The 22,569-nt window shown below is 61.0% G+C and carries 26 protein-coding genes; 13 read left to right on the forward strand and 13 right to left on the reverse strand.

From position 1 onward, the window contains the following. Positions 1–2: 2 nt before the first annotated feature. Positions 3–1,715, reverse strand: a complete 1,713-nt coding sequence (locus LOY35_RS08875) for a monovalent cation:proton antiporter-2 (CPA2) family protein (RefSeq protein WP_258631981.1) — start codon at positions 1,713–1,715, stop codon at positions 3–5. Positions 1,716–1,892: 177 nt separating this feature from the next. Between LOY35_RS08875 and LOY35_RS08880 the strand changes: the two genes are divergently transcribed. The 3 genes from LOY35_RS08880 (at position 1,893) to LOY35_RS08890 (ending at position 3,509) form a co-directional block, all read left to right on the forward strand. Next, positions 1,893–2,132: a glutaredoxin family protein gene (locus LOY35_RS08880; protein WP_258631982.1), complete on the forward strand. Its 240-nt coding sequence runs from the start codon at positions 1,893–1,895 to the stop codon at positions 2,130–2,132. A gap of 94 nt (positions 2,133–2,226) precedes the next feature. Next, positions 2,227–2,547 carry a hypothetical protein gene (locus LOY35_RS08885; RefSeq protein WP_047701518.1) on the forward strand — a complete coding sequence of 107 codons (321 nt, stop codon included), beginning with the start codon at positions 2,227–2,229 and terminating at the stop codon, positions 2,545–2,547. A gap of 71 nt (positions 2,548–2,618) precedes the next feature. Continuing rightward, positions 2,619–3,509: a pseudouridine synthase gene (locus tag LOY35_RS08890; RefSeq protein ID WP_258631983.1), complete on the forward strand. Its 891-nt coding sequence runs from the start codon at positions 2,619–2,621 to the stop codon at positions 3,507–3,509. An 82-nt stretch (positions 3,510–3,591) separates the two neighbouring features. Here LOY35_RS08890 and LOY35_RS08895 read toward each other — a convergent pair whose 3' ends face one another. Continuing rightward, positions 3,592–3,813 carry a YgdI/YgdR family lipoprotein gene (locus LOY35_RS08895; RefSeq protein ID WP_024776721.1) on the reverse strand — a complete coding sequence of 74 codons (222 nt, stop codon included), beginning with the start codon at positions 3,811–3,813 and terminating at the stop codon, positions 3,592–3,594. Between the two features lie 118 nt (positions 3,814–3,931). Then, the gene (gene mobA / locus LOY35_RS08900; protein WP_258631984.1) at positions 3,932–4,528 is read right to left on the reverse strand and encodes a molybdenum cofactor guanylyltransferase MobA; all 597 of its coding nucleotides are present in this window, start codon (positions 4,526–4,528) and stop codon (positions 3,932–3,934) included. A gap of 78 nt (positions 4,529–4,606) precedes the next feature. Here mobA and moaB point away from each other — a divergent pair, with 78 nt between their 5' ends. Both moaB and glp read left to right on the forward strand, forming a co-directional pair. Continuing rightward, a complete protein-coding gene (moaB, locus tag LOY35_RS08905; protein WP_047701515.1) occupies positions 4,607–5,146 on the forward strand; it encodes a molybdenum cofactor biosynthesis protein B in 540 nt (179 codons plus the stop codon). Between the two features lie 22 nt (positions 5,147–5,168). Continuing rightward, on the forward strand, positions 5,169–6,356 hold the full coding sequence (gene glp, locus LOY35_RS08910) for a gephyrin-like molybdotransferase Glp (RefSeq protein WP_258633527.1): 1,188 nt from the start codon (positions 5,169–5,171) through the stop codon (positions 6,354–6,356). Positions 6,357–6,673: 317 nt separating this feature from the next. Here glp and LOY35_RS08915 read toward each other — a convergent pair whose 3' ends face one another. Further along, entirely contained in the window at positions 6,674–6,982 is a 309-nt protein-coding gene (locus LOY35_RS08915) for a hypothetical protein (RefSeq protein WP_258631985.1), read from the reverse strand. Positions 6,983–7,328: 346 nt separating this feature from the next. Between LOY35_RS08915 and yegS the strand changes: the two genes are divergently transcribed. Continuing rightward, positions 7,329–8,246, forward strand: coding sequence for a lipid kinase YegS (gene yegS / locus LOY35_RS08920; RefSeq protein ID WP_258631986.1), 918 nt, complete (start codon positions 7,329–7,331; stop codon positions 8,244–8,246). On the opposite strand, the gene LOY35_RS08925 is transcribed toward yegS, so the two are convergent. The 3 genes from LOY35_RS08925 to LOY35_RS08935 form a co-directional block, all read right to left on the reverse strand. Continuing rightward, positions 8,230–8,892, reverse strand: a complete 663-nt coding sequence (locus LOY35_RS08925) for a response regulator transcription factor (RefSeq protein WP_258631987.1) — start codon at positions 8,890–8,892, stop codon at positions 8,230–8,232. The genes yegS and LOY35_RS08925 overlap by 17 nt on opposite strands. Beyond that, positions 8,889–9,782 (reverse strand): sensor histidine kinase, encoded by an 894-nt coding sequence (locus LOY35_RS08930; protein WP_258633529.1) that lies wholly within the window; start codon positions 9,780–9,782, stop codon positions 8,889–8,891. Before LOY35_RS08930 ends, LOY35_RS08925 begins: the two co-directional genes overlap by 4 nt. Before the next feature lie 235 nt (positions 9,783–10,017). Further along, positions 10,018–10,488, reverse strand: coding sequence for a hypothetical protein (locus LOY35_RS08935; protein ID WP_258631988.1), 471 nt, complete (start codon positions 10,486–10,488; stop codon positions 10,018–10,020). A 483-nt stretch (positions 10,489–10,971) separates the two neighbouring features. Between LOY35_RS08935 and LOY35_RS08940 the strand changes: the two genes are divergently transcribed. Both LOY35_RS08940 and LOY35_RS08945 read left to right on the forward strand, forming a co-directional pair. Beyond that, the gene (locus tag LOY35_RS08940) at positions 10,972–11,895 is read left to right on the forward strand and encodes a chemotaxis protein CheV (protein ID WP_024776730.1); all 924 of its coding nucleotides are present in this window, start codon (positions 10,972–10,974) and stop codon (positions 11,893–11,895) included. Positions 11,896–11,965: 70 nt separating this feature from the next. After that, positions 11,966–12,775, forward strand: coding sequence for an MOSC domain-containing protein (locus LOY35_RS08945; protein WP_258631989.1), 810 nt, complete (start codon positions 11,966–11,968; stop codon positions 12,773–12,775). Between the two features lie 113 nt (positions 12,776–12,888). On the opposite strand, the gene LOY35_RS08950 is transcribed toward LOY35_RS08945, so the two are convergent. After that, the gene (locus LOY35_RS08950; protein WP_258631990.1) at positions 12,889–13,173 is read right to left on the reverse strand and encodes a pyrimidine/purine nucleoside phosphorylase; all 285 of its coding nucleotides are present in this window, start codon (positions 13,171–13,173) and stop codon (positions 12,889–12,891) included. A gap of 82 nt (positions 13,174–13,255) precedes the next feature. After that, positions 13,256–13,798: an exonuclease domain-containing protein gene (locus LOY35_RS08955; RefSeq protein ID WP_258631991.1), complete on the reverse strand. Its 543-nt coding sequence runs from the start codon at positions 13,796–13,798 to the stop codon at positions 13,256–13,258. A 208-nt stretch (positions 13,799–14,006) separates the two neighbouring features. Between LOY35_RS08955 and LOY35_RS08960 the strand changes: the two genes are divergently transcribed. Both LOY35_RS08960 and LOY35_RS08965 read left to right on the forward strand, forming a co-directional pair. Further along, a complete protein-coding gene (locus tag LOY35_RS08960) occupies positions 14,007–14,633 on the forward strand; it encodes a TetR/AcrR family transcriptional regulator (protein ID WP_258631992.1) in 627 nt (208 codons plus the stop codon). Between the two features lie 112 nt (positions 14,634–14,745). Continuing rightward, positions 14,746–15,522, forward strand: coding sequence for an ABC transporter substrate-binding protein (locus tag LOY35_RS08965; protein WP_258633531.1), 777 nt, complete (start codon positions 14,746–14,748; stop codon positions 15,520–15,522). A gap of 45 nt (positions 15,523–15,567) precedes the next feature. Here the strand turns inward: LOY35_RS08965 and LOY35_RS08970 are convergent, their stop codons facing one another. Continuing rightward, complete coding sequence (locus tag LOY35_RS08970; RefSeq protein ID WP_258631993.1) at positions 15,568–15,852, reverse strand: hypothetical protein; 285 nt, start codon at positions 15,850–15,852, stop codon at positions 15,568–15,570. Positions 15,853–16,026: 174 nt separating this feature from the next. On the opposite strand from LOY35_RS08970, the gene LOY35_RS08975 reads away from it, so the two are divergent. Next, positions 16,027–16,833, forward strand: a complete 807-nt coding sequence (locus LOY35_RS08975) for an alpha/beta fold hydrolase (protein ID WP_258631994.1) — start codon at positions 16,027–16,029, stop codon at positions 16,831–16,833. A 163-nt stretch (positions 16,834–16,996) separates the two neighbouring features. Here the strand turns inward: LOY35_RS08975 and dsbG are convergent, their stop codons facing one another. Genes dsbG through dsbD form a run of 3 tightly spaced genes read right to left on the reverse strand, consistent with a single transcriptional unit; the run spans position 16,997 to position 20,336 of the window. Beyond that, positions 16,997–17,764 carry a thiol:disulfide interchange protein DsbG gene (gene dsbG / locus LOY35_RS08980; RefSeq protein WP_258631995.1) on the reverse strand — a complete coding sequence of 256 codons (768 nt, stop codon included), beginning with the start codon at positions 17,762–17,764 and terminating at the stop codon, positions 16,997–16,999. Then, complete coding sequence (locus LOY35_RS08985; protein WP_258631996.1) at positions 17,740–18,609, reverse strand: TlpA disulfide reductase family protein; 870 nt, start codon at positions 18,607–18,609, stop codon at positions 17,740–17,742. The genes dsbG and LOY35_RS08985 overlap by 25 nt, the downstream gene beginning before the upstream one ends. After that, entirely contained in the window at positions 18,609–20,336 is a 1,728-nt protein-coding gene (gene dsbD / locus LOY35_RS08990) for a protein-disulfide reductase DsbD (protein ID WP_258631997.1), read from the reverse strand. The genes LOY35_RS08985 and dsbD overlap by 1 nt, the downstream gene beginning before the upstream one ends. Positions 20,337–20,509: 173 nt before the next feature. Here dsbD and LOY35_RS08995 point away from each other — a divergent pair, with 173 nt between their 5' ends. Both LOY35_RS08995 and LOY35_RS09000 read left to right on the forward strand, forming a co-directional pair. Continuing rightward, entirely contained in the window at positions 20,510–21,190 is a 681-nt protein-coding gene (locus LOY35_RS08995) for a response regulator (protein WP_047701500.1), read from the forward strand. Beyond that, the gene (locus LOY35_RS09000) at positions 21,187–22,518 is read left to right on the forward strand and encodes a sensor histidine kinase (RefSeq protein WP_258631998.1); all 1,332 of its coding nucleotides are present in this window, start codon (positions 21,187–21,189) and stop codon (positions 22,516–22,518) included. The genes LOY35_RS08995 and LOY35_RS09000 overlap by 4 nt, the downstream gene beginning before the upstream one ends. Positions 22,519–22,569: the final 51 nt, after the last annotated feature.

Genomic DNA, 22,569 nt, shown 5'->3' on the forward strand with positions numbered 1-22,569 from the left:
CGTCACGTGTTCTTGTCCTGGTTACCGGGATAAAAACCGTGCAGCAGGCGATAGCGATCGTGACGGACCTGGTCCACATGCTGTCGGACCTGCTGTTCCGGCAGCCCAAGCATGATCAGGGCGTGGGAGGCCAGCATCAGGCTCGACTCCAGTAACTCCGGGACCACCTCGCTGGCTCCGGCGGCCTGCAACTCGGCCAGTTGGCTGTCGTCGCGGGTGCGCACCAGGATCGGTACCTGGGCGTTGACCCGCCGGGCTGCCCTGAGCACGGCCAGGGCGATGTCCGTCTTGTCGACCGCGATCACCAGCAATCGGGCGCGGTTCAGCCCCACGGCAACCAACAGGTCCCCTCGTCTCGAATCCCCGTAATGCACGCTGCTTTCCCCGACGGTGGCTTCCTGGATGATGACCGGGTCGTCATCCAGGGCGACGAAAGCCTGGCCTTCGCGGCGCAGAAACCGTCCAATGGATTGGCCGACGCGTCCGTACCCACAAATGACGACGTGATTCGTCAGATCCGCGTTCAGCGCGTTGATCTGGTCCAGTTGCGCCGCTTCGTTGGGCTTGTGGTGCAGGCGGGCGGCGACGTTCGGCGCGGCCCGCAGCAAAAGTGGTGTGAGCAGCATTGAACAGAACGTCGCCGCCAGCAGCAGCCCACCGATGTCGGCGGGCATGAGGCGGTTCTGTTGCATCAGCGCCATCAGGGCGAAACAGAATTCGCCGCCCTGGGCCAGGGCCAGGCCGCTGCGCCAGGCGGTCTCACCGTCGCTGCCGCGCCATTTCACCAGGGCAGCGACCACGCAGCCCTTGATGAGCATCAACCCCAGGGTCAACCCGAGGATCAGCAAGCCGTCATCGACGAACAGCCGCAGATCGATCAGCATGCCGATACTGACGAAGAACAACCCCAGCAGAATGTCGCGGAACGGGCGAATATCGGCTTCGATCTGGTGGCGGTAATGACTTTCCCCCAGCAGCATGCCCGCCAGGAAGGCCCCCAGGGCCGGTGAGAGGCCGAGCAGATGGGTCAGCCACGCGGTCAGCAACACGATCACCAGGGCCAGCAGCACGAACAGTTCGGCGGAGCGGGACGCGGCGACTTCATGGAACAGGCGTGGCAGCAGCAGGCGGCTGGCCAGCAGCAAGCCGCCGAACAGAACCAGTGTCTTGCCCAGCGTCACGGGCAATGCCCAATACCACGCCTGCGAACTGGTGCCGGCGAACACCGGCACCAGGGTCAGTAACAGCACCGCGACAACATCCTGGAACAGCAGTACGCCGATGGCGTTCTGCCCATGGCTGCTGAAGATTTCCCCAAGGCTGGTCAACTCCTTGCTGACAATGGCCGTCGACGACAACGCCAGCCCGGCTCCGAGCAGCAACGCGGCCAATACCGGAGCGCCGCAAAGCACCAGCAACACACCCAGGAGCGCTCCCGAACACACCACCTGGAGGCTGCCGAGGCCGAACACCACGCGGCGTAACTCAAACATCCTGGAGAGGGAGAATTCCAACCCCAACGAAAACAACAGGAATACCACCCCGAGTTCGGCCAGGTCCGGCAGTTCCTCGCTGTCATTCACCCAGTCCAGGGCGGTGGGACCTATGGCCAACCCGACGCACAGGTAACCCAACACCGGCGGCAGGCGCAATCGCCTGAACAGGGCGATGACCACCAGTGACGAGGCGAGAATGATCAGCAGGTTGGCAAACAAGGGACACTCCGTTTCAAGGCTTGGTACACAGCGTAGAAGGGGAAAGCTGACCAGGGTTGTCGAAAAGGCATTTGCGTTCAGTGATTTGCATCAGCGTTTTGCTGATGCAATGCCCGGCTCGACGGTTTCCGAGGGCGCGCCTAGAATGACCGTCTATCTTTTGTGGGTCTAGCTGCCATGCCTCCTGAATGCCAACTGTTCGGTACCCTGGGTTGTCATCTCTGCGAAGTCGCCGAAGGGGTGCTGATGCCATTCGTTGAGCACGGCTTGCTGGTGGAACTGGTGGATATCGCAGAGAGCGAGGCGTTGTCCGATACCTATGGACTGCGCATCCCGGTGCTGCGCAGGGTCGATACCGGTGCCGAACTTGACTGGCCGTTCGATGATCCCGATCGGGTTGCGGCCTTTCTGCGCTGACACCGTTCCGTCCATCGTGTCCTCACACCGCCATTGGCGAAAATGATGCGCTTCGGTTACTGTATGCCTATACAGCTATCTGGAGGTGCACCCCTTGCTCAATGTCGAACAATTGAAGAACAGCGTGAACAGGATGTCCGTGGACGTTGTACGCGAGGCGGTCCTGGAGCTGCGTCTGGACGGGCTGGTGACCGAAGGCAAGACACCTTTCAACAAGCTGCATTTCAACACCTGTTTCGCTGAGATCGAAGCGCTGTTCCAGCGTGCCGGCTATCACAAGCAACTGGATGTGGTGGGTTACCAGGGCCTGTTGTATGCGTTGTACGACCCGGGTCGCTGGGAGGCGGTGGAGGTGTTGCGCTGGTTGAAGGAGTTCACCGAGGCAGCGGCCAGTCCCGCCTCGCTTCCGGCGTGAGGTAATCATTGCTGGGCTGGCCTGTGCGACTGTCGGATAATGTCCCCCCGCAAAATGTTCAAGAGTGTTCGATGTCCGGTTCATCGTTTTCCGCTGCACACCATCAGGCCAGTACTTTGTACCTGCCCCCCGGTTCCTGGCAGACCGTGCTGGAATGCCTGTGCGAGCATTTCAGCGCCATCAGTCGCGAGCAGTGGCTGGATCGGATTGCCCGGGGTCGGGTGCTGGACGCAGAGGGCAAGGCGATTCCTGTCGATTTGCCGTACCGTGAAGGCCTGCGCATTCATTACTTTCGCGAAGTGCCCGACGAGAAGCCGATCCCGGTCGTGGAGTCGATCCTGTACGCGGACGAGCATCTGGTGGTGGCGGACAAACCGCATTTCCTGCCTGTCACGCCGGCGGGGGAATATGTCGAGCAAACCCTGCTGCGGCGCTTGATCCGACGGTTGGACAATCCCCATCTGGTGCCCTTGCACCGGATCGACCGGCATACGGCCGGGCTGGTGCTATTTTCGGCCAACCCCCATAGCCGATCGGCTTACCAGTCATTGTTTCCAGCGCGACAGATCGAGAAACGCTACCAGGCCATTGCCCGTGCGTTGCCTCAGTTGACCTTTCCGCGGGTGCATAGAAGCCGGATGATCGATGGCGAACCGTTCTTCAGGATGCAGGAAGGACCAGGCGAACCGAATACCGAAACGACCATCGAGGTCCTGGAAAAAAACGGCGAGCTGTGGCGCTACGGCCTGTCTCCGGTGACCGGGAAGAAGCATCAGTTGCGGGTTCATATGAATGCCCTGGGGGCGGGCATCTGCAACGACCCGTTCTACCCTGTGGTGCTCAGGGATGTGGAGGATGATTACGCCAATCCCCTTAAACTGCTGGCCCAAGGGCTGCGTTTCATCGATCCGGTCACGGGTGAGGAGCGCATGTTCGAAAGCGGTATTACGCTCCAGTGGTAGCCTGGGCTTTCGAGCAGCCATCAAAAAGCCCGCAATGTTGCTGCATTGCGGGCTTTTCCGTATCGGGTTGCGACGTTCGGGCTTACAGATCCTTGACGGTGCGAACCTGATCCTTGTTCACGCGGGTGTGCTTGCCATCCAGTTGTTCGAACTCGTAGAAGCCAGTGTCTTCATCGTACTGGGGGGTGTCGACGGCCTGGATTTCGCGACCGTCATTCAAGGTAATCACTGTAGGCGATGCGCACCCGGCAAGAGTGGCGAGGCCCAGTGCGAGCATGAAAGTGGCGAGGGTCCGTTGTGTCATGGTGTTTCTCCGAAAATGAATTCTTCAGGTTACTGACCTTGAGACGTATACATTGCACGCAAGTTCCTGGCTAGGTGCCTGTACGGTTAATTTGAGTGCACGAATTAGCCGCAGGCCTCTAGTGACCTTTATGCTGCGTCAGCAGTTCCGGTGTATTCAGATTCGCCAACCGGGGATCGTCGGCCGGGCATTGCAGTGCGACGGCGTGCAGCGTGCGCATGATGCGGCCGGGGCTGCGTTCGCCTTCGCACCAGGCCTTATCGAACGCCGCTGCCAGGGCTAATGGAATGATGCACAGCAGCGGTTCCCAATGATCTCCGTGGCGGACCATCAGCGGCACCTGGGGATGCTGGCTGGCCAGCGTGCGCATGCTGTCGAGCAGGCTGGCATCGATCCGCGGTACATCGCACGGCAGCACCAGCAGGTATGGATGCCTTGCCACCTTGAGCCCTGCCCGGATACCAGCCAGGGGGCCTGGATAATCACCTTCATCGTCATGCACCAGGCGATCGGCATACAAGGCATAACGTTCAGGGTTGCGGTTGCAGGAGATGATCAGGTCATCGCTCAATGCGCGGGTCTTGCGATGAAGGTGGGCGATCAACGGCTCGCCCTGCCACTCCACCAGGCCCTTGTCCTGCCCACCCATGCGTTGTCCGCGGCCGCCGGCCAGCAGCAGGATGGAGCATGATGGCAGGGCAGTGTTCGAGGTCATGATGTGTCTCCGCACAGGCGAAAAAATGAAGCGCTGTGATATAACACCGGGCTGTTTCCCCTACAACTGGACGAGCCTATGAAAGCCAAGGCTGATGTACCTTTCGTGCCGCTCAATATCGCGGTACTGACTGTCAGTGATACCCGTACCCTGGAAACCGATACGTCCGGGCAGGTTTTCGTTGATCGCCTCGGCGCGGCCGGGCATAACCTGGCGGCGCGGGTCCTGCTCAAAGATGATCTGTACAAGATCCGGGCACAAGTGGCGACCTGGATTGCCGATGAGGTGGTCCAGGTGGTGCTGATCACCGGTGGCACCGGTTTTACCGGCCGTGACAGCACCCCGGAAGCGGTCGCGTGCCTGCTGGACAAGCAGGTCGACGGTTTCGGTGAATTGTTCCGGCAGATTTCCGTGGCGGACATCGGCACCTCCACCGTTCAGTCCCGAGCACTGGCGGGTCTGGCCAATGGCACGCTGGTGTGCTGCTTGCCGGGTTCTACCAACGCGGTACGCACCGGTTGGGACGGGATTCTCGCCGAGCAGCTGGATGCGCGGCACCGCCCCTGTAACTTCGTGGCCCATCTGAAACAGGCGGCTCCTTGTGAATCCCGTGGGTAAACCTGGCAAGACCGGCGCCTTGATGGCTGTCGAGGCTGCATTGGAACAACTGCTGGCAATGGCGGCGGCCACGCCGGTGACCCAGCGTGAGCATCTGCCGCTGGCTGAGGCGCAAGGGCGGGTGCTCGCGGAGGATCTGGTGGCGACCCTGGATCTGCCACCGTGGCCCAACAGCGCCATGGACGGCTATGCCTTGCGGCTGGCTGACTGGAAGGGTGAACCGCTGGTGGTCAGCCAGCGGATCTTCGCCGGGCAGGCTCCGCAACCGTTGGCTGTCGGGACCTGCGCGCGGATCTTCACGGGAGCGCCGGTTCCCGCTGGGGCCGATTGCGTGGAAATGCAGGAAAACGTCCTGGTTGAAAGCGACCAGCGAGTACGGTTTAACGAGCCCTTGGTCAGTGGACAGAACATCCGTCCCCAAGGGCAGGAAACCACCGTTGGCGAACAGGTGCTGGCCGCCGGCACCCGCCTGGGACCGATCGAGCTGGGGCTGGCCGCATCCCTGGGCTGCGCGTCCCTGGAGGTGCTACGCAAGGTCCGGGTTGCGGTCCTGTCCACCGGTGATGAACTGGTCGAGCCGGGCCAGCCGCTGGGCCCCGGCCAGATCTATAACAGCAACCGTGTGCTGCTCTGTGGCTGGCTGCAGCGCCTGGGTTGTGAAGTGGTCGACGCAGGTATCCTGCCCGACGACTTGCCGACTACCCGGACCCGCCTGGCCCAGCTGTCGGATGTTGATCTGATCCTGTCTACCGGTGGTGTATCGGTAGGGGAGGCGGATTTCCTGGGTGTGGTGCTACGCGAGGAGGGTGAACTGACACTCTGGAAACTCGCCATCAAACCCGGAAAACCGCTAACGGTTGGGCACTTCCGTGGTGTGCCGGTCATAGGCTTGCCTGGAAATCCTGCCTCGACACTGGTGACTTTTGCGTTGCTGGCCAGGCCTTACCTGCTGCGTCGCCAAGGCGTTCAATCGGTGGCGCCGCTCAGGTTCAAGGTGCCGGCCGGATTTGTCTGGGCCAAGGCCGGCGGTCGGCGAGAGTACCTGAGAGGCCGCATGGAGGACGGCCGGGCAATCATCTATCGGAATCAGAGTTCCGGAGTCCTGCGCAGTGCGGCCTGGGCCGAAGGGCTGGTCGAAGTGCTCGAAGGACAGACGTTGGTCGAGGGTGACGAAGTGAGCTTCATCCCCTTGAGCGAGCTCCTGGACTAGGCTCTGTACGAAAAGACTCGTTCATGCTGCGTTGAAAACAGCCTCGGAATGCTCATGTACTCCAGTACACTGCGCTTGCTCGGCTGTTTTCGCCTTGCCTGACCTTCGTCTCAAGACCTTTCGTACAGAGCCTAGTGACCTGCACGAACCCGCCATACAGCCCACTTACTATCTGTCTCGCAAATTCGGGGCTTTTGACGGCGACTGTCACGGTACAGACGCCATCGGAAATAAACCGTATTTGTGAGACGGCACACCACCCCAACAGGTGGTGTACTGCGGCCCACGTCGATGTCCGGTGCTGGCGGCCATTGCTTTTATCGCGACAGCAGCATCACCAGTTGATCGAAACGGCTGTTCGCGATCCAGCCCAGGAGGCCGACGATCACCGCCGCCGCGCCGGCCGAATAGGCAAGTCTGTGTCGGATCACCTTCACATCGGTACGGATTTCATCCATGTCTCGGCGGATGTACTTGAGGTGGGTTTCCAGTTCAACGACGCGCGGTTCCAAATCAATTCCTCCAACGGGATTACTGCAACTTTTGCATTCGTTCTGAGCATCGGCCCGCTCGCTCCCGAGAGATGCGAACTGTCGAGGCGACAGCTTGTATTCATGGCTACGCATGGGACGCTTCATCCCTTTGGCCATTACTGTTCGAACCACTGATCCGTCCCCTGCGGGCCGTGACGTATCCATCCATGGGTTAGCACATCCTTGTGTAGTAAGTGTTTTTATCGGTCCAGCACAACAGAGTGCCAAGGTGTCTCAATACTGCTGGAGGGTCAATTGAGCTGATTCGCCAAGTCTTGTAAGAAAACTCTTTGACTGCGGATACGTCGCTCCGATGCGCCGGCTGGCGCTTTATCCGTGGGCCAGATGTGGGGTTTTTTTATTAAATTGACGCGGCGAGGGCTTTTTCAGCCGAATGCGTGGTCCCAATCCCTGGAACCTTCCAATGACGGAGATAGGGATGAGCAAAGGCAAGGCGCTATTGATTCTGCATGGCAAGCAAGCGCTCAACGAAGAGGTTCGCGCCGCCGTGATGCTCAGGCGCAAGCAGGGTTGGGACCTGGCGGTGCGATTGACCTGGGAGGCGGGCGATGCCCGGCGGTGCGTCGAGGAGGCGCTGGAGGCCGGTTATACGCGGCTGATTGCCGGCGGCGGTGACGGAACCTTGCGTGATATTGCCGAAGCGATGGCCCTCGCGCCCGGCGAGGCCAGTCTGGTGTTGCTGCCCCTGGGCACTGCCAATGATTTTGCCCGGGCGGTCGGGGTGCCGCTGGAGCCGGATCGGGCCCTGGATCTGCTGGACGTTGAACCGTACCCCATCGATCTTGGCGAGGTCGGCGGGCGGATTTTCCTCAACATGGCCACGGGCGGTTTCGGCAGCCAGGTAACAGCAAATACCTCCGAAGAACTCAAAAAGGTGTTGGGGGGCGCCGCTTACCTGTTTACCGGGCTCACGCGCTTCAGTGAACTGAGTGCGGCCTATGGCGAATTGCAGGGACCGGGATTCAGCTGGCAGGGCGATCTGCTCGCGTTGGGCATCGGTAATGGCCGGCAGGCCGGAGGAGGCCATGAGTTGTGTCCGCAGGCCCTGATCGATGACGGGTTGCTGGATATCAGCATCCTGCCAGCCCCCCAGGAAGTGGTCAGTACGCTAAAGGACTTGCTCGCCGGTGGCCTGGGTATCGACAACATGTTCGTGCGCGCACGCTTGCCATGGGTGGAAATCAACGTGGCCCAGGGCCTGGATATCAATCTGGATGGCGAGCCCTTGCAGGTTGGCAGTCTGCGATTCACGGTGCGTTCGAAGGCGCTGCGTGTACATTTGCCACCCGACTCGCCTTTGCTGGTTGCCTCGGCGAGGCTCAATCGTCCAGGCTGATGATCTGCTCGCGCACGGCGAAAAGCACCAGTCCGGCCACGTCATGGATCTGCAGGCGCTTCATGATCTGGGCCCGATGGGTTTCCACGGTCTTGATGCTCAGGCTCAGGCCGTTGGCAATTTCGCGGGTGGATTTGCCACGCACGATCAGCCGCAGTATTTCCAGCTGGCGTGCCGTCAGGTTGTGGGTCTGGGCAGGGGAGGGCTGATGCTTCGGCTGGGTGCGGGTCAGGGCCTGGTTGATCACGGTATGGGCGATGGCGGGGCTCAGGTAGTGTTCATCGTTACGTAATGCGTTCAGGGCGTGTTCCAGCTCGGTGGCCGTCGTGTCCTTGAGCAGATACCCATGGGCACCGGACTCAAGCGCCTGCATGATCAGCGCCGGATCGGTGTGCATCGACAGGATCAGCACCTTGCTGCGTGGCCGTACCTGCTTGAGCTCGCGCAGGGCGTCCAGGCCGCTGGTGTTCTTCATGGAGATGTCCAGCAACACGATATCGGGGTCCAGCCGTTCGACCAGCGCCAGGAGTTGTGCGCCGTCACTGGCTTCACCGATGACGGCATAGCCGGGCAGATCCGTGATCAGTGCGCGCACACCGGCGCGGATCAGTGAGTGGTCATCTACCAGGAGCAAATTACAAGTCAATGGAGAACCTTATTTTTACTGGCCCGTGCCAGGGCGCGAGGGGCCCAGGGGAAACGGGCTTCGATGTGCGTGCCCTTGCCGGCTTCACTGATGACTTTCAGCGTGCCGCCCAACTGCTCGACTCGCTCTGACATGCCGGCCATGCCGCGCTGTCCTTCGCGACCGGGGTGGGGCGCCGGGACGAACCCATGACCGTCATCGTGGATCAGCAGCGACAGGCCTTCGGGCAGGCGTTGCAGGCGCACCAGCAGATTACTCGCTTGGGCGTGGCGCAAGACGTTGGTGACCGCTTCCTGGGTGATCCGAAAGGCAGCGACCGTCATTTCCTCCGGGATGCCCGTCATGCGCTGCTGGCAGTCGAGGCTCCATCTTACCGGAGTATTGGCCAGTGTCTTGAGCAGGTGCGCGCGCAGGCTGGCTTCAAGCCCGAGGCTGGTCAACTGCCTCGGGTTGAGAATGGCCGATACATCGCGGACTTTGTTGAGGGTTTCGTCCAACGTTTCGCCAAGTATCGAGCACTGCGCTTGCAGATCATCCGGCATCCGGCGCTTGAGCCATTCGCTCTGCAATTTCGCCGCCGTCAGTAGCTGGCCAATATCGTCGTGCAATTCGCGACTGAGCCGATGGCGTTCATTTTCCTGGACTTCGAGCAGCCGGTCGGCCAACTCCTGGGGTTGGAACTTGATGGATTTTCGCGACAACTGGTACTGGATCCAGACACAGGCCAGGGCCGCAATATTCAACACCAGCAAGCCCAATGGCAATGTACGGGCAAGCAGATAGATCAGCAGGCAGCCAAGGGTCGAGCAAGTGCACAGAAACAGTGTGAACCGGCGGGCGTTTTCTCGGGAAGGCGGCCAGGTGACGAGTGACTTGAGGCTGGCGTACATGACGGATGGAGCCACTGAGTGTTCGCTGCGGGCGAGCCGGTCAGCACAGGGGGCGGCCCGGGTCGGTAAATGGTTCTGGTCGAGGCTGGCTTCAGATTGACGGCATTTCCTGCCGTTGTTTTGAAGTGCCCGACGCGAGACATAGTACCACTTCATCCATGGTTGGTCGCGCTCGGCATGATCGCTTGAAAGCGCCGTGGAGCAGGCTCGTCGAGCTGGGCCGGCATCATCGTTATCACGCTTGTTTCTGGGAATAGGAGAGCAGACTCAGGGGAGGTGCCGCAGGCAATGCCTCGCAGGGGCTCTGGCCCACCTGGAGTGCAAATGCTTCGATCAACGAGGTCTGTTCGCTGTTGTCCAGGCTGAGCTGGCCGGTGGTGGGGTCGACGAGTTCAAGTTGCCATGCCATCAGTGTGAAGCAGTCCTTCAATGCCTCCAGAGCCTGATCATGCAATTCCATGTGGTTTTGCGCATGACTGAGCAAGCCATGGATATGCAGCGAAAACTCCGAAACGGCTTCCAGCGCCAAGGCATTTGCCTTGTTTGCCAACTTCAGCAGGGAGCTGAGCATGCAATCGATCGCATCCTTGTCGTTACTGATCAATTGCAGATGGCTCAGGCATTCCTCCGACTTGGCCAAAAGGGTCTCGGCTTCGGTCAGGAATTCGGGAAAGCGCTGGATCCAGTTCTTACGATCGTTCGGCATGCTTATCTCCACAACATCATGTCAGGCGAAAGGAAACCGCTTGTGGCGAGCGACGGGACCTGACAGTCGGCAACGAACGGACCTCGCGTCGTTGTGCCTTGCCTGGGTAAGGACGAGCCTGCAGGCGATTGCACTGGCGGGAACGGCCGAAAGGCTGGAAGTCTGATGTCCTGGGGTCGCACACAAAGGCCTGACTCCGTTCAGCAATGAGAATGGCGTCACATTAATGGCTATTGGATATCGGGAATATCAGGTTGGACCTGATTGTGCCTAGGGGAATCCCTTAGACAGGGGAACCTTTTGCGCAAAACGTAGTCGCGCAGCGAGGAAGCAAGCGGGGATGAAGAAGGTGAAGGCAGTAAAACATGATGTTAAGGTGATATCAATCCTTCGCGCAGGTATTTCAGGCAGGGGTCAAGATCCGCTTTGGGCGGCCGATAGCTGTTCTATTGGATTCATCCGAACAATCCCCAGGAGTCATCGATGGCCAGCATTCTCGACACAGTAGATCAACGAACCCAGCTGGTGGGTGAGAATCGCCTGGAAATTCTCATGTTTCGCCTGGCGGGCCGGCAATTGTTCGCCATTAACGTGTTCAAGGTCCAGGAAGTGTTGCAACTGCCCAAGTTGACCCTGATGCCGCAGCGCCATCCATTTGTCTGTGGCGTGGTCAACCTGCGGGGCCAGACGTTGCCGGTGATCGATCTGTCCCAGGCTATCGGCATGCGTCCATTGGTGCCGGGGGCCAACAGCACCATTATCGTGACTGAATACAATCGCTCGGTTCAGGCGTTCCTGGTGGGTGGCGTGGACCGCATCGTCAACATGAACTGGGAAGCGATCCTGCCACCTCCGACCAGCGCCGGTCGTGAACACTACCTGACCGCCATCAGCAAGGTGGACGATCAGTTGGTGGAAATCATCGACGTGGAAAAAGTCCTGGCCGAAATCGTGCCGTACAACGCCAAGGTTTCCCGAGACAAACTCGAAGACCCGGTGCTGGAGCGTGCCCGTGGACGTGAGGTGCTGCTGGTGGACGACTCCAACGTCGCGCTCTCGCAACTGCGCGACACCCTGGGTCAGTTGGGCATCAAGATGCACATTGCCAGCGATGGCTTGAAGGCCCTGAACATGCTCAAGGCATGGGCCGACAGTGGCGAGGTGATGACCGATAAGCTGCTGATGATCTTCACCGACGCGGAAATGCCGGAAATGGACGGCTACCGCCTCACGACTGAAATTCGCAACGACCCACGGTTGCGTGGACTCTACGTGGTGTTGCACACCTCGCTGTCCGGCAGCTTCAACGACTCGATGGTCAAGAAGGTCGGCTGCGATAACTTCCTCTCCAAATTCCAGCCGGACAAACTGGTCGACGTGGTGCGCCAGCGACTGATGCTCGACTGAAGCTGATCGTGGTTTGCTTCGATGGCCGGCTCGTATATGGTGGCGTTTTTTTACCATCCGGGAGCTGACCATGTTGCGTCTGAGCGCGCTGTACCGTTATCCGTTGAAGTCCGGCAAGGGCCAGTCCCTGCAAGGGATTGGCCTGGACAAGCTAGGCCTGGATGGTGACCGGCGCTGGATGCTGGTGGATGAAGGCACCGGGCGATTCCTGACCCAGCGGGCCGTGGCGAAGATGAGCCAGCTCTCGGCATTATGGAGCGAGACGGGGGGCTTGACCCTCAGTGCGCCGGGCTACGGCAGTATTGACGTGCCGCTGCCATCTACCCGGGAAGAGCAGCGCCGCGGGGTGATTATCTGGCGCGATACCCTGCGTGTGCCGGATGCCGGTGACGAGGCGGCGGCCTGGGTCAGCGAATTCATCGGCAACACCACCCGCTTGGTGCATGTGCCGGTGGAACTGGCACGCACCACGGCGGCCGGTTATGGCAAGGACGACGACAAGGTTGCCTTCGCCGACGGATTTCCGTTACTGCTGATCGGCCAGGACTCGCTGCAGGATCTGTCGAATCGGGTCGGTCGCCCGATGGAGATGTTGCGTTTTCGGCCCAACCTGGTGATCGAAGGCAGCCAGGCGTTTGCCGAGGATGGGTGGAAGCGCATTCGTATCGGTGATGTGGAGTTCCGGGTGGTCAAACCCTGCTCGCGGTGCATCATGACCACGGTAGACCCGCAGACCGGCGAGCGCGATCCGGGCCGCGAGCCTTTCGCCACCTTGCAGCAGTATCGTTCGACACCGGACGGTCCGATGTTCGGTCAGAACCTGGTCAATGACGGCAATGGCCGGCTTGAAGTCGGCATGCCGGTCGAAGTGCTCGAATAAATCCTGGACAGCCCTCTGTAGGAGCTGCCGAACGCTGCGATCTTTTGCCTTGGTCTTTCGCTAAGACTCAACTGCCTGGGACAAGATCGCAGCCTCGTTGCACTCGACAGCTCTTACGCGCGATATTCACACAGGTAGGCCGTGTCGACCGCGACCTTGAGCTGGAACTTGCTGTCGGCCGGTACATTGAACTGGCTGCCGGCTGCGAAGGTTTCCCATTCGGTATTGCCGGGCAGTTTCACGGTCAGGGCGCCGGACACCACGTGCATGATTTCCCGCTGGGCCGTGCCGAATTCGTATTCGCCCGGCGCCATGACGCCGATGGTCGCAGGGCCTTCAGCCGTACCGAAAGCGATCGATTTGACGGTGCCGTCGAAGTACTCGTTGACTTTGAACATGGGCGATTCCTCGAAAAAGGGCTGAAAAAGGCCGGCCAGTATGCACAAGGCTTCGACACTCGTCATCTGTGGCGGGGGCAGGTCAATCCACCAGCACCAGGGGCAATAACCTTGCCGTATTGCGCGCATCTTCCAGGGCGCGGTGCTGTTGACCGGAAAATTGCAGGCCGGCCAGTTGCAACGCTCCGTTAAGTCCCAGCGGCCGTTCCAGTCGACGGGTCTTGGCGAAGCGTTGCTTGAGGTTCATGTGGGGCACGCGGGCGAGAGCACTGTCTAACTGTTGCTGCTGCCATTCCTGGAGCAACTGCTTGCGGTCATAGTCGCCCCAACTGACCCATCCCCCCAGGTTCGCGTGGTAGGGCGCCAGCCAGCGTTCGAACGCTGGCCAGACCTCGGAGAGGGTCGCTGCGCTGTCGATATTGGCTTGGGTAATGTGCGTCAGCTCGCGGCAAAAGGGCGTGAGCAGCGGTCGTCTCAGGGGCCGCACGAAACGCTGGAAGTGATCCAGCTCGCGCCCGTCACGGTTCACCAGGGTGGCACCGATCTCGATAATTTCCATCTCGGCTACCGGCCAGCCACCTTCATCGGTGGTGGCCTCCAGATCAATCACCAGCCATTGAGACATCACGGGTTTCCGGTATCGGCGTGCAGATGGTTTTGAGCGTAGTCAAATGCGGTACATTCGCCTAGTGGCCTGTACGGTTAATTTGAGTGCGCGAATTAGCCACGCAGGCCACCAGTGATTCATGCGCGCAACTTCTGTCCGAGCGCTTGCCTGGGTGGCCGGCCCGGCTTAAATTGCCGGCGCCACGACGACTGCGGGAGGAGAATGGGTGGACGAGCGAAAAGCCCTGACGGTGATGCGTGAGCTGGTTGGCCACGGACAATTGACCGACCCGGACAGTGCTCGCGGCAGGCTGCTCCAGAGCGCCGCCCACCTGTTTCGCAGCAAGGGCTTCGAACGCACCACGGTGCGCGACCTGGCGAGCGCCGTGGGCATTCAGTCCGGCAGCATTTTCCACCACTTCAAAAGCAAGGACGAGATCCTGCGGGCGGTGATGGAAGAAACCATCCTCTACAACACCGCCTTGATGCGTGCGGCACTGTCCGAGGCGGGCAGCGTGCGTGAACGGGTGCTCGCGCTGATCCGCTGTGAATTGCAGTCGATCATGGGCGGCACCGGCGAGGCAATGGCGGTGTTGGTCTATGAGTGGCGCTCGCTATCCGGGGAAGGGCAACGGCAAGTGCTGGCCTTGCGGGATATTTATGAAGACTTGTGGCTCGAGGTATTGGGTCAGGCCAAGGATGCCGGGTATATTCGCGGAGACGTGTTCGTTACCCGGCGTTTTCTCACTGGCGCGTTGTCCTGGACCACTACCTGGTTTCGCGTCGGGGGCAGTCTGAGTCTCGATCAGCTGGCCGAGCAAGCGTTGATTCTGGTGCTTGAAGAAAAACAATAATCAAGCGGCCCCGTTGAGTGGCCGCGGAGCTGGCTAAGTGGCTGAAACCGCCTAGCTTGAATGTATGGATGGACTTTTGGGGAGTGATGCCTTGACGTTTTCACCGAAGGGGATGACCTCGCGTGCTTTGCTGGCTGCACTGGCTGTTTTCCTGATGGTGCCGGCCTCGGCGGCGCAACTGGTCAGGATCGGGGCCGCGCATTTTCCACCCTACACCGTGCGCCCCGAAAACGGCGCCGACACCGGCCTGCTGCCGCAGTTGGTCGAAGCCCTGAATCACTCCCAGACCGATTATCAGTTCGAGTTGGTACCAACGTCGATTCCACGCCGTTTCAACGATTTCAAGCAAGGCCGGGTCGATATGGCGATCTTCGAGAACCCCGAGTGGGGCTGGGAGGATGTGCCTCATACCGCAGTGGACATGGGCCTTGAAGATGCGGAAATTTTCGTCACCCAACGACAGCCGGATCGCAAGCAGAGCTACTTCAGCGACCTCAGAGGCAAGCGCCTGGCGTTGTTCAGCGGCTACCACTACGCCTTTGCCGAGTTCAACGCCGACCCCAAGTTCCTGATGGGCCAATACAACGCCACGCTGACATACTCCCACGCCAGCAACCTGTTGATGGTCTTGCGCGGACGTGCCGACATCGCCCTGGTGACCCGTTCGTACCTGAACGATTACGTACTGCGCAACCCTGAGGTCGGCCCCCAGTTGCTGGTGTCCGAACGTATCGATCAGGTTTACCACCACTATGCCCTGATCCGGCCGCAGGCACCGATTACCAGTGAAGCGTTTGCACAATTGCTGCAGAAGCTTCGCGATAACGGTCAACTGCTGGCGATTTTCAAGCCTTACCAGATTGAACTGGTGCCATCGCACGCTCATTGACCGCAGTCTCAGGGTCTCCCTTCTTGTCCACTTCTCGCGATGACGTCAGGCCGGCGAATCGGAGCGATAGACCGAACAGCATTTTTCAGGCTGATGGAAAAAGACTTCACCGGGTCCAAACGCGCCGATTTTCTGGAAGGTGTCATTGACCGCATCCATCAAGCCGAACTGTTCCTGTGTCTGCGTGTGGCTACACGCGGCCAGCAGCGCTTCAAAAAACAGCAGCTTTGCTTTGGCCCTTTGCCCGGATGCCCGGTCTGTGTTGATGGCTTTCGGTTTCAGGAGATCGATCTGCTCTTGAGCGAACGCTTCAAGCTCGACTTTTGTCATGGCTGTTTCTCCACCGATCGTTGTGAAGTCTCACGCTATCGCCGGCAACCGGGTCGGTCTACTGTCAAGCCTGACAGGTGCCTGTCGCGACATGGATGACCTTGGCGATTGACGGCTTGCCGTATGGCACGTCAGTCTGGCCGGGTTTTTTTCACGCAAACAAGGAGGTCATCGATGCCTTTTGCAACCCTTGACGGACAACCGCTGCATTACCTGGATCAGGGTCGCGGCCCGGTAGTAGTGCTGGGCAGCAGCTATTTGTGGGACCACGGCATGTGGGCGCCGCAGATCGAAGCGTTGTCGCGACATTACCGGGTGATCGCCCCGGACCTGTGGGGCCATGGTCAATCCGGACGTTTGCCTCAGGGCATGTCTTCCCTGGACGACCTGGCCCGCCAGGTCCTGGGGTTGATGGACCATCTGGACATCGATTGCTTCAGTCTGGTGGGGCTTTCGGTGGGCGGGATGTGGGGAGCAAGGCTGGCGTTGATGGCCCCGAAACGGCTCCAGGCGCTGGTGTTGATGGACACCTATGTGGGCGTCGAACCGGAGCCGACGCGCCTGTATTACTTCTCGCTGTTCGACAAGATCGAAGCCGGCGGCAGCATTCCGGAACCGTTGCTGGATATCGTCGTGCCGATCTTCTTCCGGCCAGGCATCGATCCGCAGTCGCCGCTGTACCGGCAGTTCCGCGCGACACTGGCCGTGCTGCCGGCTGATCGCCTGCGCGACAGCATCGTGCCGTTGGGGCGAATCATTTTTGGCCGCGACGATATCCTGCCGCGCCTGGGTGAGCTGGATGCCGACAGGACCTGGGTGATGTGTGGTGACCAGGACAAGCCACGGCCACCTTCCGAGTCCCTGGAGATGGCCGGGTTGATCGGTTGTCCCCATGTGCTGATCCCGGAGGCGGGGCACATTTCCAACCTGGAGAATCCTGGGTTCGTTACCGAGGCATTGCTTGAATTCTTGCGTAGCTGACCCACTGCAATCGCGAGCAGGCTTGCTCCCACATTGAGCTGGCAACACCGGGCCATTGTGGAAGCGGGCTTGCTCGCGAAGACGGCGGTACAGTCAACATCGTTGTCGACTGATCCATTGCAATCGCGAGCAAGCCCGCCCCCGCAACGATTTCCAGGGTCGGCTATTTCGGCCCGAGAATTTTCACCAGTTTGTCCGGCGATGGGGCGCCTTGTTGCTGTTGCAGCTCGCCTTTGGCATCCAGGTAGAAAATCGCCGGGGTGGCGGACAGTTCCAGCTCATCCATCAACTGCTGGTTGGCATCGAGCTTGGCCTGAACGGCGGGCGGTATGTCCTTGAGGGGTTTGAGCGTGCTGCCCTTGCCGGACTTTTCATGGTCCTCCAGGGCTTTTTGTGGGTCCTTGGCGGCCAGCAGCGCGGCGGATTTTCCGGGGCTGTCTTCGCGGATGATGCCCACCATGATGTGACGCAACTGCACCTTGCCGGCCTTGACCCATGGTCGGGCCTGTTCCCAGAACATGTTGCAGTACGGGCAGTTGGGATCACTGAACAGATACACGATGCGCGGTGCGTCCTTGCTGCCGTCGGCGATCCAGTTGCTCGCCTCCATTTTTGCCCATATTTCCTTCGCCATCGGTGCGTAGACCAGTTTTTGTAGCGGCTCGGTGCTCAGGTCCTTGCCGTCGGCGTCGTACAGGTTGCCGAGCAGGACATGCTGGCCGTCCGGGGTCAGGTACAGCGCCATGCCGCGGTTCTGGTATTGCGCCGCGTAACCGCGTAGCCCGTCTGGTGCCTCGAAGGTGCCGACGATCTTCGCGCCCTTGGCTTCGATTTTCTTGATGGCTGCCGGCAGTTCTTCGGCTTGTAGCAGCGGCGCTTGCAGCAGCGCCGTGGCGACGGCCAGCGTCAGCAAGTGGCGGAGGCGGGGCATGGCGGTTTCCTTGTGGCGGGGTGGGATGCCGTGGTGGAACCCGGCGTTTCGAAGTTTTCCAGTGCCCGGGCCAGACTCGCCTCCGACAGCTCACCCAGGTGACTGCCCAGCAGGCGGCCGTCGGCGCTGTAGAACAGCGTCGTCGGCAGCGCCATGGAACCCACGGCCTGGCCGAGGAGACCGCTGCCGTCGAACAAGACGTTGTCCAGGCTCAGGCCCTGGGTGGCGAGGTAGGTGCTGACGCTCTGCATGCTTTCGGCCTGGTTGACGAACAGGAAGGTCAGGTCCGGACGCTGCTGTTGGGCTTCTTCCAGCACCGGCATTTCACGCCGGCAGGGTGGGCACCAGGTGGCCCAGAGGTTGATCACCAGGGGGCCGCCCTGATAATCGGTGAGCTTCACGGTCTGTCCGCTGGCGTCGCGCAGGTCGATGTCCGGCACCCGGGTGCCCTGTTCGTAGAGAGTCAGCGCCATCGTTGCCACCAGCCAGAACAGCAGGCCGCTGCCGACGCCGATCCCCAATGGTCGACGCAGGGCCGGTCGGCGTCGGGCCCACAGCAAAGTCCCGATTACCAGCGCCACGATGCCTGGCCAGGCCAGGAAGCCGCCGTCGCGCAAGTCGACGATCTGCCACGGATCGTCCTGATAATGGTTCCAATAGGCGACGACAAAGCTGATCCGCGCGGCCAGGAGCCCAACCAGGAACAACATGAACAGCACCGATTCGGGGTTCTCGCCACCGCGCTTGGCCACTCGCCAGCCCACGAAAGTCGCCAGCGCCAGGGCACTGATCAGCAGCAGATGGTTAAGGGCGATGGCAAAGGTACCCAGGGTGAGTGTCAGCATCAGTTCGCATCCCGGGTACTGTTCCAGCGTTCCAGGAAATCCTTGGCGTCGACTTCACCGGTGATGCGCTGGCTGCGGCGCTCTTTGCCGTCGGCACCGATCCACAGCAGGCTCGGCGGCCCGGGTACCTGATAACGGCTCAGCAGTTCGCGGCTGGCGGCGTTGTCGGCGGTCACGTCGAGGCGCAGCAGGCGGACGTCCTTCAAGGCATTCAGCACCTCGGCGCGGCCGAACACCTGTTTCTCCATGATTTTGCAGGACACGCACCAGTCGGCGTAATAATCCACGAGCACCCATTGGCCCTGGGCCTGGGCCGCGTCCAGTTCCTGTTGCAGGACGGCAGGCTCGCGGATCGTGACGAAGGCGTCGTGGGCGCTGACCGCCGCGCTGCCCTGGGCGCCGGTGTAGACCTTCAAGGGCTGGAAGAAATCATCGCTACCACCGGCAGCACCCACCAGCAGCGCGCTGCCCCACAAGCCAAACAGCAGTGACGCGCTGCCGCAGGCATAGGCCATGCGGCCGAAGCCTTCGGTCTGGCGCCAGGCGCTGTAGGCAGCGATCAACAACAGCACGCCCCACAGTCCGATCCATAGCGAGCCGTCGATGACCGGACGAATCATCAGCAGCGCGGTGCCCAGGAACAGGAAGCCGAACACGCCCTTGACCAGATCCATCCAGGCGCCAGGCTTGGGCAGGAAACGGTTGCCCACGGTCACCAGCAGCAACAACGGCAGACCGATGCCGACGCCCATGGCAAACAGGATCAGGCCGCCGTGCAGTGCATTACCGCTCTGGGCGATGTACAGCAACGCGCCAGCCAGCGGGGCGGTCATGCACGGGCCTACCAGCAGGCCGGACAGTGCGCCGAGAATCCCAGCGCCCACCAGGCTGCCGCCGCGGCGCTGACGCCCGGCGTTCTCCAGGCGGTCGCGCAAGGCGGCCGGCAGTTGCAATTCGAAGAAACCGAACATGGGCAGCGCCAGCACCACGAACACCGCGGCGAAGGTGCCCAGCAGCCATGGTTGTTGCAGCAAGGCCTGAAGGTTGGCGCCCAGCAGTGCGGCCAGCACACCCATGGCGGCATACACCAGGGCCATGCTGATCACGTAGCTGCCCGCCAGGGCCAGGCCGCGTCGAGGCCCGGCACCGCTGCCGACCACCAGGCCGGCGAGGATCGGCAACATCGGCAGGGAACATGGTGTAAACGCCAGCAACAGTCCCAGACCGAAAAACACCAGCAGGCTCCAGCCCAATGCCCGTTGCTGCAGGCCGCTGGCCAGGGCCTGATCCGGCGCTTCGCCTTTGGCCACCGCAGAGGTATCGCCGCCCAGGTCGACCACCTGGGTCTGGGGTGGGTAGCACAGCCCTGCATCGGCACAGCCCTGGAAGCCCACTTTGATCTTGCCGGTGGCGCCTGCTGGAATCTTCAGCTCCAGCGCTTGGCGATAGACCTGTTGGTCACCGAAAAACTCATCGCTGTGGGCTTCTCCCGCCGGTAGTTTCGGTTTTTGCGCGTCGGCAAGGCCATCGAATTTGAGTCGCTGCTGATACAGGTAGTATCCATCGGCGATCTGCCAGAAGAGCTGGGTCTCACCGGAGTCCAGGCGTTCGGAAGTAAACACGAAGGCCTTTTCCACCGGCAGGAAATCGGGTTTGGTTTCGAAGGGATTGGCGGCCTGGGCCAGGCCCGAAATCAGCAGCAGCCACAGCAAAAACAATCGACGCATGGATAAAGCCTTAGAACGAAGCAAGTGGAAAGCACGATGGCGAATGGCGATTAACCGTCGATTAAACGGCGAGGGCCACATGCAGCAATGATCGCCCATGTCTGCCGTACTCGTCGCATAATGTCGGCTTAATCGGCCGGCGGCCTAATGTACCTTTTTCCACGGGGCTTACCATGCGTGTACTGGTGTGCGAAGACGATGAACTGATCGCCAGCGGGATCGTTGCCGGTCTCACGGCCCAGGGCCTGACCGTCGAGCACGTGGGGTCGGCCTCGGCGGCGCGGGCGATGATCGGCGTGGCCGAGTTCGACGTCATGGTGCTGGACCTGGGGTTGCCCGATGAGGACGGTCTTAAACTGCTCAAGCAATTACGCCAGCAAGGATTGGAGATTCCGGTGCTGATCCTTACCGCGCGGGATTCGGTGACCGATCGGGTCGACGGCCTGCAAGCCGGTGCCGATGACTATCTGCTCAAGCCTTTCGACCTGCGCGAGCTGGCGGCGCGCCTGCACACCCTGCTGCGTCGCGTGGCGGGTCGCAGCGTCAACCTGATCGAGCACGGTCGCCTGACTTACGATCCCAGCAGCCGTGAAACCCTCCTGGATGGCCAGCCGGTGGATTTATCCCGGCGCGAGCAATCGCTGTTGCAGGCGCTGTTGCACAGTCGTGGCCGGGTGCTGTCCACCGAGCAGCTCAAGGACAGCGTGTATGGCTTCAACGACGAACTGGAAAGCAACGCCCTCAACGTCCATATCCATCACCTGCGGCGCAAGCTCGGCAACGGGATTGTCGAGACGGTACGCGGGCTGGGTTATCGCCTGGGACCGGCCGATGGCGGAGAACCTTCCAAGTGATGAGCCTGCGATTGCGCCTGAGCCTGACCCTCGGCGCGGCGTTCACCCTGATCTGGGCCCTGGCGGCGGCGTGGATGCTCAGCGATCTGCGCAACCAGATGATGTTTTCCCTCGACCAGCGCCTGGTGGCGTCGGCGCGGATGGTCGCCGGCCTCCTGGAGCAGTTGCCACCGTTGCCGAGCAAGGGCGAGGGCACGCATTTCAGCGCCGAGCAATTGAGCATTCCCGGTGGCATGGCCTGCCAGGTCAGCTCCTTGCGTGGCGAAATCCTGGCCCGTAGTCACGGCACCCCGGAACAGGTCCTGGAAGCCGAGAAAATGGGTTTTCACGATCAGATGATCGACGGCGCGCCCTGGCGCAGTTTCACCCTGGCCCGGGGCGATGTACGCATTACCACCGCCGACCGCCAGATCGAGCGGGAAGCCCTCAATATGTCGATCCTGTTGGCGGCTTCGGTGCCGGTGGGTGTGGCGTTGCTTGGCTGCCTGTGCCTGCTGTGGCTGGGCATTGGCCAGGGCCTGGCGCCGCTCAATCGCATGCGCGATGCGCTGATGCGCCGCAATGCCGACTCCCTGGAACCCTTGCAGATCCATCCGTTACCCAGCGAGCTGCGCCCCCTGCTGGAGACACAAAACCAGCTGTTCCAACGCATCGGCAAGACCATCGAGCGTGAGCGCAGGCTGACCGGCGATGCTGCCCATGAGCTGCGCAGCCCCTTGACGGCCATCAAGACTCACCTGCAAGTAGCGCGAATGACCGAAGGCGCCGCGCGCGACCAGTCCCTGGCCAGGGCCGAGGAGGGCGCCGACCGGTTGCATCGCACGCTCGAGCAGTTACTGCTGCTGGCCCGGGTGGAAGGCAGCCTGTCCTTCGACGATGGGGTGCAATGCAATGCCGAGCAGGTTGCGCGGCTGGCGATCCAGGATGCGGCCAGTGGCGATCCCGGGCGAATCAGACTGCATGTCTCTGCCGGGGTATCCGATGCGCCGGTGCAGATGCCGGCGGTGCTGTCCATCGCGGCGTTGCGCAACCTGCTGGATAACGCGCTGCGCCATACCCCTGAGGGTACCGACGTGGAGCTGAGCCTGGAGATGGTCGGCCAGCGGGTGCGTTTCCAGGTCCGCGATCACGGTCCTGGCATTGCCGCCGACGATATCCAGCACCTGACCCAGCGCTTCTGGCGCAACGGTCAGAGCACCGGCTGCGGCCTGGGGTTGGCGATCGTCCAGGCCATTGTCCAGCGTTGTGGTTGCAGCCTGCATTTCGATAGCCGTCCGGACGGGCTGCGAGTGGAGTTGACGATGCCGGTACAGGTGCAGGTTCGGTAGCTGATCGCTCGAAGCTTTCTGCAACCATTGCTATTGGCGCATCCGGCTTAT

The sequence above is a fragment of the Pseudomonas sp. B21-028 genome (assembly GCF_024749045.1).
Lineage (GTDB): Bacteria > Pseudomonadota > Gammaproteobacteria > Pseudomonadales > Pseudomonadaceae > Aquipseudomonas.

Excerpts from the sequence above, each read along its gene's own strand:
- yegS (WP_258631986.1), top strand. The coding sequence starts at position 7,329 with ATGAGCAAAGGCAAGGCGCTATTGATTCTGCATGGCAAGCAAGCGCTC.
- LOY35_RS08950 (WP_258631990.1), bottom strand. The coding sequence starts at position 13,173 with ATGTTCAAAGTCAACGAGTACTTCGACGGCACCGTCAAATCGATCGCT.
- LOY35_RS08985 (WP_258631996.1), bottom strand. The coding sequence starts at position 18,609 with ATGCTGACACTCACCCTGGGTACCTTTGCCATCGCCCTTAACCATCTG.
- LOY35_RS08930 (WP_258633529.1), bottom strand. The coding sequence starts at position 9,782 with ATGTACGCCAGCCTCAAGTCACTCGTCACCTGGCCGCCTTCCCGAGAA.
- LOY35_RS08890 (WP_258631983.1), top strand. The coding sequence starts at position 2,619 with ATGTCCGGTTCATCGTTTTCCGCTGCACACCATCAGGCCAGTACTTTG.
- dsbD (WP_258631997.1), bottom strand. The coding sequence starts at position 20,336 with ATGCGTCGATTGTTTTTGCTGTGGCTGCTGCTGATTTCGGGCCTGGCC.
- LOY35_RS08915 (WP_258631985.1), bottom strand. The coding sequence starts at position 6,982 with ATGCGTAGCCATGAATACAAGCTGTCGCCTCGACAGTTCGCATCTCTC.
- LOY35_RS08975 (WP_258631994.1), top strand. The coding sequence starts at position 16,027 with ATGCCTTTTGCAACCCTTGACGGACAACCGCTGCATTACCTGGATCAG.
- LOY35_RS08995 (WP_047701500.1), top strand. The coding sequence starts at position 20,510 with ATGCGTGTACTGGTGTGCGAAGACGATGAACTGATCGCCAGCGGGATC.
- LOY35_RS08880 (WP_258631982.1), top strand. The coding sequence starts at position 1,893 with ATGCCTCCTGAATGCCAACTGTTCGGTACCCTGGGTTGTCATCTCTGC.
- glp (WP_258633527.1), top strand. The coding sequence starts at position 5,169 with ATGGCTGTCGAGGCTGCATTGGAACAACTGCTGGCAATGGCGGCGGCC.
- dsbG (WP_258631995.1), bottom strand. The coding sequence starts at position 17,764 with ATGCCCCGCCTCCGCCACTTGCTGACGCTGGCCGTCGCCACGGCGCTG.
- LOY35_RS08970 (WP_258631993.1), bottom strand. The coding sequence starts at position 15,852 with ATGACAAAAGTCGAGCTTGAAGCGTTCGCTCAAGAGCAGATCGATCTC.
- moaB (WP_047701515.1), top strand. The coding sequence starts at position 4,607 with ATGAAAGCCAAGGCTGATGTACCTTTCGTGCCGCTCAATATCGCGGTA.
- LOY35_RS08940 (WP_024776730.1), top strand. The coding sequence starts at position 10,972 with ATGGCCAGCATTCTCGACACAGTAGATCAACGAACCCAGCTGGTGGGT.
- LOY35_RS08955 (WP_258631991.1), bottom strand. The coding sequence starts at position 13,798 with ATGTCTCAATGGCTGGTGATTGATCTGGAGGCCACCACCGATGAAGGT.
- LOY35_RS08935 (WP_258631988.1), bottom strand. The coding sequence starts at position 10,488 with ATGCCGAACGATCGTAAGAACTGGATCCAGCGCTTTCCCGAATTCCTG.
- LOY35_RS08895 (WP_024776721.1), bottom strand. The coding sequence starts at position 3,813 with ATGACACAACGGACCCTCGCCACTTTCATGCTCGCACTGGGCCTCGCC.
- LOY35_RS08945 (WP_258631989.1), top strand. The coding sequence starts at position 11,966 with ATGTTGCGTCTGAGCGCGCTGTACCGTTATCCGTTGAAGTCCGGCAAG.
- LOY35_RS08965 (WP_258633531.1), top strand. The coding sequence starts at position 14,746 with ATGACCTCGCGTGCTTTGCTGGCTGCACTGGCTGTTTTCCTGATGGTG.
- mobA (WP_258631984.1), bottom strand. The coding sequence starts at position 4,528 with ATGACCTCGAACACTGCCCTGCCATCATGCTCCATCCTGCTGCTGGCC.